We start from the raw sequence: 9,620 nt of genomic DNA on the forward strand, positions 1-9,620 counted from the left end.
TTTTGTGTAAAATTTTAAATAGTGATGAAGTTTCGAGGTGAATAGAAATGAAACGAATAGATCTCATTTTTAACGCAATACAAGAAGGAAATTACACAGAAGGTATAACCGCATTAGAACTCGCTACCCTGTTGCAACTAGATCGTGCCAATGTAAGTAGCGACTTAAACAAACTTGTAAAAGATAAACGTTTATTAAAAACAAATACGCGCCCTGTTCGTTTTTATATAGAAACGAACACTTCGTTGGAAACGCATTCAAAAGACGTGACTTCACTAGATACATTTGCAATTGAAAATACGAGCCTTAAAATCGCAATTGAAAAGGCGAAAGCTTCTATTCTCTATCCTCCAAACGGTATGCATACTTTACTGCTAGGAGAAACAGGAGTCGGAAAATCTATGTTTGCTTCTTTAATGCACGAATATGCAATTGAAGTTGAACAGCTTCCAAAAAAGGCACCATTTATCGTCTTTAACTGTGCTGATTATGCAAACAATCCACAGCTACTACTTGGACAGTTATTTGGGATCAAAAAAGGAGCTTACACAGGTGCGAATGATCAAAAAGGGTTAATTGAAAAAGCACATGAAGGAATTCTTTTCTTAGATGAAGTACACCGCCTTCCTCCAGAAGGACAGGAAATGCTCTTCACCTTTATTGACCGCGGAGTATATCGCCGCCTAGGAGAAACAGAAAACGAGCGTAAAGCACAAGTATTAATCATTACTGCAACAACAGAAGAACCAAATTCATTTTTATTAAAAACATTTACAAGACGTATACCGATGACTGTCACGCTTCCACCACTTCGTGAGCGTACACATAAAGAACGCTTTGCTTTACTACAACTATTTTTCACAAATGAAGCAATTCGGCTAAGGAAAGAAATTCATGTTAGCCCGAACGCAATGCGTGCTTTCGTCTTTTACAATTGTCCCAATAACATCGGTCAATTAAAAACAGATGTACAAATCGCCTGTGCGAAAGCTTATTCTGATTTTGTAACAAAGAAACGTGATTCTGTCTATGTTTCAAGTACAGATTTACCTTGGTATATGAAAGAAGGGCTATTTATTGAAAGAAAGAGCCGTCACCTTTACCAAATACCAAATGAAACATTTGTATTTACGGGAGATGAAGGTTGGAGTAAACATAAAGCAGAAGATGAAAAACGGTCTTCTATTTACGACTATATTGATTATAAATATGAAGAACTTCAAGCACGCGGTATTGAAGAGGAAGAATTAGAATTACTAATAGAAAATGATATTCAAAGCTTTTTCGTACAATATTTTAACCAAATGTCCAAAAAGACAAGTCATGAAAATGTTTTTAAAATTGTTGATCGTAACATCGTTTCCGTATGTGAAAAAATTGCGGAGCTCGCTGAAAAACATTTATCTAAGACGTTTGATGAAAAAGTCTTTCTCGCATTAAGTTTACATGTACAGACAACTCTACAACGTTTACAAAGCGGGAAGCAAATTCATCACCCACAATTGAATCAAATTCGTACGAAATATAAAGAAGCTTTTTCCGTAGCTATGCAATGCATTCAACTACTGGAAGAAGAATTACAAATAACCATGCCCATGGATGAAGCTGGCTTCTTAACAATGTTCTTCGTTGTTGATCCAATTCCTGCTTCCCAAACAGAAGTAAAAGTATTAATATTAGCGCACGGTAATGGCATCGCAACAGAAATGGCAAACGTTGCAAATGAACTCCTCGGTATTGATGAAGTGACCGGTATTGATATGCCACTACATGAATCACCGAAAGATTTTTTAGAGCGGGTTAAAGTGTATATGAAAACACTTCAAAATGTAAACGGGCTTCTCTTACTTGTTGATATGGGGTCTCTTGCTTATATCGGTGATATATTAGAAACTGAATTCAAAATTCCTGTACGTGTCCTTTCCATGACAAGTACTCCACACGCACTAGAAGCAGCTCGAAAAGCTCAGCTCGGCTATTCATTAGATGCACTATATGAAACAGTAAAGAACTTAACGCCGTTCTATTTAAACGTACAAGAAGAAAAGAAAAAGCCACTATCACCAATGAAGTCTGTTATTTTAACAGCTTGTTTAACTGGTGAAGGAAGTGCCTTAGCTATTCAAAAAATGTTAGAGAACTATTTACGATTTGATAAAGACTTAATTGAAATTATTCCAATTAGTATCGTCCATGAAAAAGATTTAACGAAAATGATTGAGAACATAAAAAAAGAGCGTAATATCATTTGTATCGTCACAAATTTCGATGTGCAAGTTCCATGTTTAACATATCATTTCCAAGATATTGTGAACTACACAGCGATTCAGCCAATTCAAGAATTAATTACGTATGAAGAAACATATGCGAAAATGGCCGATATTCTTGAACAACAAATGCAGCGTAACGACGGGGCATTACTAATTAAAACAATTCGTTACGCACTAAATACAATTCAAGAATTAATTTCCTTGCAGCTAACTCCTGATAGCTTAATGGGTGTTATTTTACATATGAGCTGTATGGTTGATCGTCTTCAAAAAGGAGAAAAACTTCTTCCTCATCCTGATAAAGAAAAAAGAAGACAAGATGAGTACTGGATGTATATGAAAGTGAAAAAAGCATTACAACCAATTGAAAATACATTTGAAATACAAATACCAGATGATGAAGTATTTTATATCATGGACTTCTTTATTAAAAATCAGCCTGTTAAAAGTTAAACAAGTAACCTTTAGCGACACTCCTTCGAATAAAGTAAATGCTTTTACGGGCAGTTAATGCAGGATAAATTTATATCGACGATTTTCAAAATATATGAATGTATCGTCAATACACATCATCCTATCTAATTCGAAAAGGCTGTTCCAATTTTTTGGAGCAGCCTTTTCATTTACTTCTTTACCTTTCTAATCCGCCCTCTTATTTCTCCTTTTTTATGTGATTTCGTATGAACATTTACATATACATTAGCTTGAATAATTTCTTGGAGAAAATGAACAAGGGATTTTCCTTGTAAAGGCCCTTCGAATTCCTCCACATTTACGGCACCAGTAATGCTTCCCTCATTCAAACTAATCCCTTGCTCTAGCGGACCGTATAAATAGAAAACAACGGGACCAATTTGACTGGACTTCCCTAAATGAATTTGACACGATGTGACCTTTTCTATATTTTTTAATATTACCCTGTAATGCAACTTCGTTAAATCATCACTGAAAATAAACTCTGCTACCCCAAAAGCTTCTGTATTTACAGGAGGCAATTCCCTCTTCCCCGTTAACCTAGCAAAAAAGTGTGTTGTCATAGGGCATTCTCCTTATATCAATTTCCCAGCACTTCTTTTACTACTTTATGGTTCACACATAATCATTTATGACTTTTTCAACTTTTAATTACGAAGAAAAGATTCACAAAATCTTTACATAAGAATCATTTCTTTTGCTTTACCACCTCTTGTATAATGCACATAGAAAAAACTTTCTAGGAGGTTACTTTGAAAAATAACAACTACTCTTTTCGATTATTAATCGAGATTTTTCTCGTCTCATTTAAATTAGGACTTACTTCATTCGGCGGTCCTGTTGCTCATCTTGGTTATTTTCATCATGAATACGTGCAAAAAAGAAAATGGATGGATGAAAAAAGTTACGGAGACTTAGTAGCACTGTGTCAATTCCTTCCTGGTCCCGCTAGTAGTCAAGTCGGTATGGGCGTTGGGTTATTAAGGGGCGGGCTATTAGGAGCAATTATCTCTTGGATTGGTTTCACCCTCCCCTCTGTTCTCGTTTTAGTCTTTTTTGCTTCATTCCTTAATCAATTCGAAATTGGAAGTACAGGATGGATTCATGGACTCAAACTTGTAGCAGTCGCAATTGTCGCTCATGCAATATGGGGAATGGCTCAAAAGCTAACTCCGGACCGAAACCGTGCAACAATCGCCATTGTAACTGCCGCGATTGCCTTGTTATGGCCAAGTAGCTGGACACAAATCATTCTCATTTTACTTTCAGGGCTAATCGGCTGGCTTTTATATAAAACTCCTCAAAACGCCCAAGTCTATAAAATACAAATTTCTATTTCAAAAACGATGGCTATTTCTTGTCTCATTTTATTTTTCGGACTATTACTATTGCTACCAATACTACGACCGCTCTCTCCTCATATCGCATTATTTGATAGCTTTTACCGTTCTGGTTCTCTCGTATTTGGCGGAGGGCACGTCGTACTCCCTCTTCTTGAAAGTGAGTTTGTACAGAACGGGCTGATGACAAAAGAACAATTTTTAGCTGGATACGGATTAACACAAGCGGTGCCAGGACCTCTCTTTACATTTGCTTCTTATATAGGGGCAGTGCTAAACGGAACCACTGGAGCAGTAATCGCAACAATCGCTATCTTCCTTCCTGCCTTTTTGCTCGTTATTGGTGTTTTACCATTTTGGGACAGTGTAAGAAAGGTACCCGCTATACAAGGCGCATTACTCGGTGTTAACGCCGCAGTTGTCGGTATTTTAATTGCCGCTTTTTACGATCCAATTTGGACGAGTACAATTATGAATGCTTCAGATTTTGTCTTTGCATCTCTTCTTTTTGGCTTACTAACTTTTTGGAAAACACCGCCTTGGATTATCGTTATACTCGGGGCTTTTGGTGGATATGTTATATCTATTTTATAAATATAAAAAACGACGGCCACTTAGCCGTCGTTTTCTTATTAAAACTTCACAAGCTCTATTCCTTCAGGTAACTCACTCTCCGTTAAAATACGCAATTCTTTCACACGATCCATTACGTAAGAAGAACGTTTCACAAGCTCTGGATCAATATACGCTGGATGTACCATAATTTCTATCGTTTGTTCATCCTTCACTCTTCCTTTTAACTTGGAAAAGTAATCTTCCGTCACACCATCCGCGTAAAAATCGCTATAAAACACATCAGAAAATGGGCGCACTGCTCTATCTTCCTCACAACGACGAATCGGAACGTTATATTTACTTGCTAACATCTCAAGAACATCGTGTAAAACCTTTAATCCATGCACATGATGATGACTATCTAAATGAGTTGGTGTTAATCCATAAGATAAAAATTTCTCAATTTGAGCAGTCCATTCTCTCTCAACTTCTTCAGGATTTATATTCCCTTCCCTTACAACACGTTGTTTATGGAACTCCCCATCTTTCCCTACAAGGGATGGTACATCCTTTAAAAGTGGTTCTCCTGCCGTTAATACGAGATGCACTCCTACTCCTAACGTTTTATAATCTTTCGCTAAGCGTACGGCATGCTCTGTTCCTGGCATATTCATCATCATTGTCGTTGAGTTTACAAGTCCATTTATATGTCCATCAATAATACCGTAATTTGTACCTTCTGTAAGACCGAAATCATCTGCATTTACAATCAACTTAATCATCATAATACCTCCTAATAGAATAAAAAAAGCGGGCTAAATAGCGCCGCTTTTTACTTCTCTACCTTTTTAAAGAACTGTGGAAGATATTCTTTATGTGCTTCCAACATTTCATCTAAAATTTGTTTTGCAACTTTATCTGACGGTACAAGTGGATTAATTGTCATAGCAAGCAGCGCCTTATGATAATCCCCTGTAACAGCAGCTTCAATTGTTGTGCGCTCAAATGATTTAATTTGCTGTACTAAACCGCGAACTGGTACTGGAAGATCTCCGACCGCAATTGGTTTTGGACCTTCTTTCGTAATAATACAGTTCACTTCAACAGCAGAATCATGTGGTAAACTTGCAATTGTTCCGTTGTTTCTTGTATTAACAGGCTGGATATCACCTTTATTATTGTAAATAGACGTAATTAAGCTACATGCTGCATCACTGTAATAAGCTCCGCCACGTTTTTCTAATTGTGGTGGCTTAATATCTAAATTCGGGTCTTTATATAACTCGAATAAATCATCTTCTAATTGTTTTACTACTTCTGCACGTGTACCTTTTTCAATTGAAGCTTCTTTCTCTTCTTCTAACATTTCACGTGTTTTGTAGTAATAACGATGATATGGACATGGAATTGCGCGAAGACCGCGAATAAAGTCTGGCTCCCAATTAAGAGCAGCGATATTTTCCATCGTAATTTGCTTTTCTGGATCTGTTACAAGCTTTAACACTCGATCCATTACACTTACGCCATCTAAATATACGTCTAATCCGTATACCATATGGTTTAAACCTGCGAAATCAACATGTACACGACTTGCATCTACTTCAAGTAATCTCGCAAGACCCATGCGAATTCCGATTGGAACGTTACATAGACCAACTACTCTTTGAATATTTGTATAGCGAAGGACAGCTTCTGTTACCATACCAGCTGGGTTAGCAAAGTTAATTAACCATGCATTTGGACAAAGTTCCTCCATATCTTTACAAATATCTAAAATAACAGGAATCGTTCTCAGCGCTTTAAATAAACCACCAGGACCATTCGTTTCCTGACCGATTACATCATATTTTAACGGAATTGCTTCATCTTTTGCACGTGCTTCTAATAAACCGACGCGAAGCTGTGTTGTTACGAAGTCAGCACCTTTTAATGCCTCGCGGCGATCAAGTGTTAAATGCACTTCGATTGGTAAACCTGATTTTTTCACCATACGTTTCGCTAAGTTACCAACGATTTCTAACTTTTCTTTTCCTGCCTCAATATCTACTAACCAAATTTCACGAACAGGAAGCTCATCATAACGTTTAATAAATCCTTCAATTAACTCTGGTGTATAACTAGATCCACCGCCGATTGTAGCAATTTTAATTCCAGTCATGCTTTATTCCCCTTTCGCTTCAAGCTTTTTATAAAGATCGATAAACTCTGCTGCTAATTCTTTTACTGTAATAGAATTCATTAAATGATCTTGTGCATGGATTAAAAGAACACTAATCTCTGTTTTTTCTCCTCTTGCTTCTGATTGTATGAGCTCTGTTTGGAAATGATGCGCTTCATTAATCGCTTCTTTCGCCTTTACCATCGCTTCATCTGCTTCTGCCATTTTCCCCTGTTTGGCAAATTGAAGTGCCTCCATTGCAAAGCTTCGTGCATTACCACTATTTAAAATCAATTGGAATGGAATTTGTTCTGCTGTAGTCATCATAATTACCGCCCTCTCTATTATGGTTCAACCGATTTAAATACCCCTTCAGTTTGAACATGTCTATTAAATTATTATTTTATGAATGATAGTTTGGTGTTCTTATAGATGTTTTTCATCTTTTTGAACATGATATAAAGGTAATTGTTCTGACGAGCTATACAAACTCGTCAGAACAACACTTTTTAAAGTGATACTGAATTGTCGTTTCCTTTTGTTTCAGCTTTTGCAGCCTGTACATACGTACGGTCACACATTAATACGAATGGATAGTAAATAACTACCGCGATTGCAAAGTTTACAAGCTGTAGTACAGCACCAGCAATACTTCCGCCCGCTACAAGATAACCACTAAAGATTGGTGGCATTGTCCATGGAACTAAAGCAACTGTTTTTGGTACCCATCCTAAAGAAATTGCTGTATAAGAAGTAATTACTAATACAACTGGTGTAAGTACGAATGGAATGATTAACGCTGGGTTTAATACAATTGGTGTACCGAAAATAACTGGTTCGTTAATATTGAAGAAACCAGGACCGATAGATACGCGACCTACACCACGAAGTTGCGCACTTTTTGCAACAAGCATTACCGCTACTAAGAATGCTAATGTTGCACCTGATCCACCGATGTATACGTATACATCAAAGAATGGCTTTGTGAAAATGTGCGGTACATCATATGCAGACATACCATCGTTAAATAATTTAATGTTCTTTTCTAGTGCTGGTAAATAGATTGGGTCGATAATACCACCGATAATATTAGGACCATGTAATCCGAAGAACCATAATACGTGAATAAGTAATGCGATAATAATTGCACTTGGTAACGTACCTGCTAAACCTTGTAATGGTAATTGAATTGTTTCAAATACGATTTTATGAATACTTGTTCCCGCTAATTTCACAGCTAATTGAATACTTGCTGTTGCGATTAAAATAACGAATGCTGGAACTAATGCTGCGAATGATTTCATTACTGCTGGTGGAACACCATCTGGCATCTTAATTGTAATATCCCTTTGAACAAAGAACCTGAATACCTCGGTTACAAGAAGAGCTACAATGATAGAAACGAATAAACCTTGTGATCCTGTCCAAGCTAAATCAATACCGCCTTCTTTTGGCGTTGTCGGAGATATAATAATTAATGCACCGAATGTAATAATTGCTGCTGACAACGCGTCTACACCGTAAGATTTCGCTAAATTATAACTTATTCCAACTGCGGCTATGAGAGCTAATATTGCAAAGGACCCTGTCCACATACCACCGCCGATATCTTTCCAAACATCCCCAAATGCACCCTTCATAAGTTTTTGGAATGCATCAACTGGTAGATTATTTATAAGTACTGCAAACGATCCAACTAAAATAAGAGGCATAACTGCGATAAAACCATCACGGATTGCAACTAAATGACGCTGCGATCCGATTCTTCCTGCGACTGGAACTAAATATTTCTCCATAAATGCAATAAATTTTTGCATTTCGCTTCCCCCCTAATTATTTTTTAAGTGTTAGTGCGTGATCTAAAACTGCTTCTCCATTCATCATGCCGTAGTGCATTGGATTAATAACATCAATTCCAACGTTTTTCTCATCAGCAAGCGTTTTCATTGAAGAGAGCATGTAACGAACTTGTGGTCCTAATAATAGTACATCTGCTTGATCGATATTGTTTTTTACTGCATCCCCAGATACAGCCCAAATCTTTCCTTCTAAACCGCGAGCTTTTGCAGCCGCTTCCATTTTTGTAACTAGTAAACTTGTAGACATCCCTGCTGAGCAACATAATAAAATATTCATTTGAAAATCCCCCTTGTGTAGTATAAAAAGTTTATGTTATTTATTTTTCTTTACGATATTTATTAATGCAATTAGCGTGCCAACTTTTTAAAACCACTAAAATCAGCGCTTTTTCGAGCATTTTCTTTGTGTGTTAACGCTTTCAATTAGTGTGTCCCCCCAAAAAACACACAGTGTGTTATAAAACAACACACTTTTAACACATAACTGTATGAAAATAGATTAGTGTTTAGTTGTCTAGTTGTATTTAAAATAAAAAAACACTAAAAAAATTTTTCGGCTTGAAAATCCAGTAAAAAAATAAACCTCTCTTGAACACACTCTTCTATCTATTGTCCAAGCAAACTCTACTAAATTACATAGAATAAAATAAAATAACACAATTCGAAAGGGGATTCCTATGCCAAAACATAGAAAACAAAGCAAAATAAAGATTTATAGAATAACAAGCTATAAAAAAGACGAGCGCTCTAAATTAGACTCTGACAAATTTGAACTAGAACAGCAGGAAATAGAAAATAAGCAGGACAAACAAGATAAACCAGATAAGCAAGACAAGCACGACAAACAAGACAAACAGGACAAGCAGGACAAACAAGACAAACAGGACAAACAGGAAAAACAGGAAAAACAGGAAAAACAGGAAAAACAGGAAAAACAGGAAAAACAGGAAAAACAGGAAAAACA

At 36.6% G+C, this 9,620-nt stretch carries 8 protein-coding genes and 1 pseudogene; 3 read left to right on the forward strand and 6 right to left on the reverse strand.

Annotation, left to right across the window (positions count from 1 at the left end; translation table 11 throughout):
* Positions 1 to 47: 47 nt before the first annotated feature.
* The gene (locus JDS81_RS14065) at positions 48 to 2,723 is read left to right on the forward strand and encodes a sigma-54-dependent transcriptional regulator (RefSeq protein ID WP_016107249.1); all 2,676 of its coding nucleotides are present in this window, start codon (positions 48 to 50) and stop codon (positions 2,721 to 2,723) included.
* A gap of 170 nt (positions 2,724 to 2,893) precedes the next feature.
* Here the strand turns inward: JDS81_RS14065 and exsM are convergent, their stop codons facing one another.
* Positions 2,894 to 3,307 (reverse strand): exosporium regulatory protein ExsM, encoded by a 414-nt coding sequence (gene exsM / locus JDS81_RS14070; RefSeq protein ID WP_000207041.1) that lies wholly within the window; start codon positions 3,305 to 3,307, stop codon positions 2,894 to 2,896.
* A 189-nt stretch (positions 3,308 to 3,496) separates the two neighbouring features.
* Here exsM and JDS81_RS14075 point away from each other — a divergent pair, with 189 nt between their 5' ends.
* A complete protein-coding gene (locus tag JDS81_RS14075; RefSeq protein ID WP_097954045.1) occupies positions 3,497 to 4,678 on the forward strand; it encodes a chromate transporter in 1,182 nt (393 codons plus the stop codon).
* A gap of 38 nt (positions 4,679 to 4,716) precedes the next feature.
* Here the strand turns inward: JDS81_RS14075 and chbG are convergent, their stop codons facing one another.
* The 5 genes from chbG to JDS81_RS14100 all read right to left on the reverse strand — a co-directional run bounded on the left by chbG (position 4,717) and on the right by JDS81_RS14100 (position 8,933).
* Positions 4,717 to 5,421, reverse strand: a complete 705-nt coding sequence (chbG, locus tag JDS81_RS14080) for a chitin disaccharide deacetylase (protein WP_097954046.1) — start codon at positions 5,419 to 5,421, stop codon at positions 4,717 to 4,719.
* A 50-nt stretch (positions 5,422 to 5,471) separates the two neighbouring features.
* On the reverse strand, positions 5,472 to 6,797 hold the full coding sequence (gene celF, locus JDS81_RS14085; protein WP_097954047.1) for a 6-phospho-beta-glucosidase: 1,326 nt from the start codon (positions 6,795 to 6,797) through the stop codon (positions 5,472 to 5,474).
* 3 nt (positions 6,798 to 6,800) lie between these two features.
* The gene (locus JDS81_RS14090; protein ID WP_000989054.1) at positions 6,801 to 7,124 is read right to left on the reverse strand and encodes a PTS lactose/cellobiose transporter subunit IIA; all 324 of its coding nucleotides are present in this window, start codon (positions 7,122 to 7,124) and stop codon (positions 6,801 to 6,803) included.
* A 182-nt stretch (positions 7,125 to 7,306) separates the two neighbouring features.
* On the reverse strand, positions 7,307 to 8,614 hold the full coding sequence (gene celB / locus JDS81_RS14095; RefSeq protein ID WP_001168852.1) for a PTS cellobiose transporter subunit IIC: 1,308 nt from the start codon (positions 8,612 to 8,614) through the stop codon (positions 7,307 to 7,309).
* 16 nt (positions 8,615 to 8,630) lie between these two features.
* A complete protein-coding gene (locus JDS81_RS14100; RefSeq protein WP_001023563.1) occupies positions 8,631 to 8,933 on the reverse strand; it encodes a PTS sugar transporter subunit IIB in 303 nt (100 codons plus the stop codon).
* 400 nt (positions 8,934 to 9,333) lie between these two features.
* On the opposite strand from JDS81_RS14100, the pseudogene JDS81_RS14105 reads away from it, so the two are divergent.
* Positions 9,334 to 9,620, forward strand: a pseudogene (locus JDS81_RS14105) (polyamine aminopropyltransferase); the annotation flags it as partial.

Origin of the sequence: Bacillus cereus group sp. N31, from assembly GCF_016483245.1 — a bacterium.
Lineage (GTDB): Bacteria > Bacillota > Bacilli > Bacillales > Bacillaceae_G > Bacillus_A > Bacillus_A toyonensis.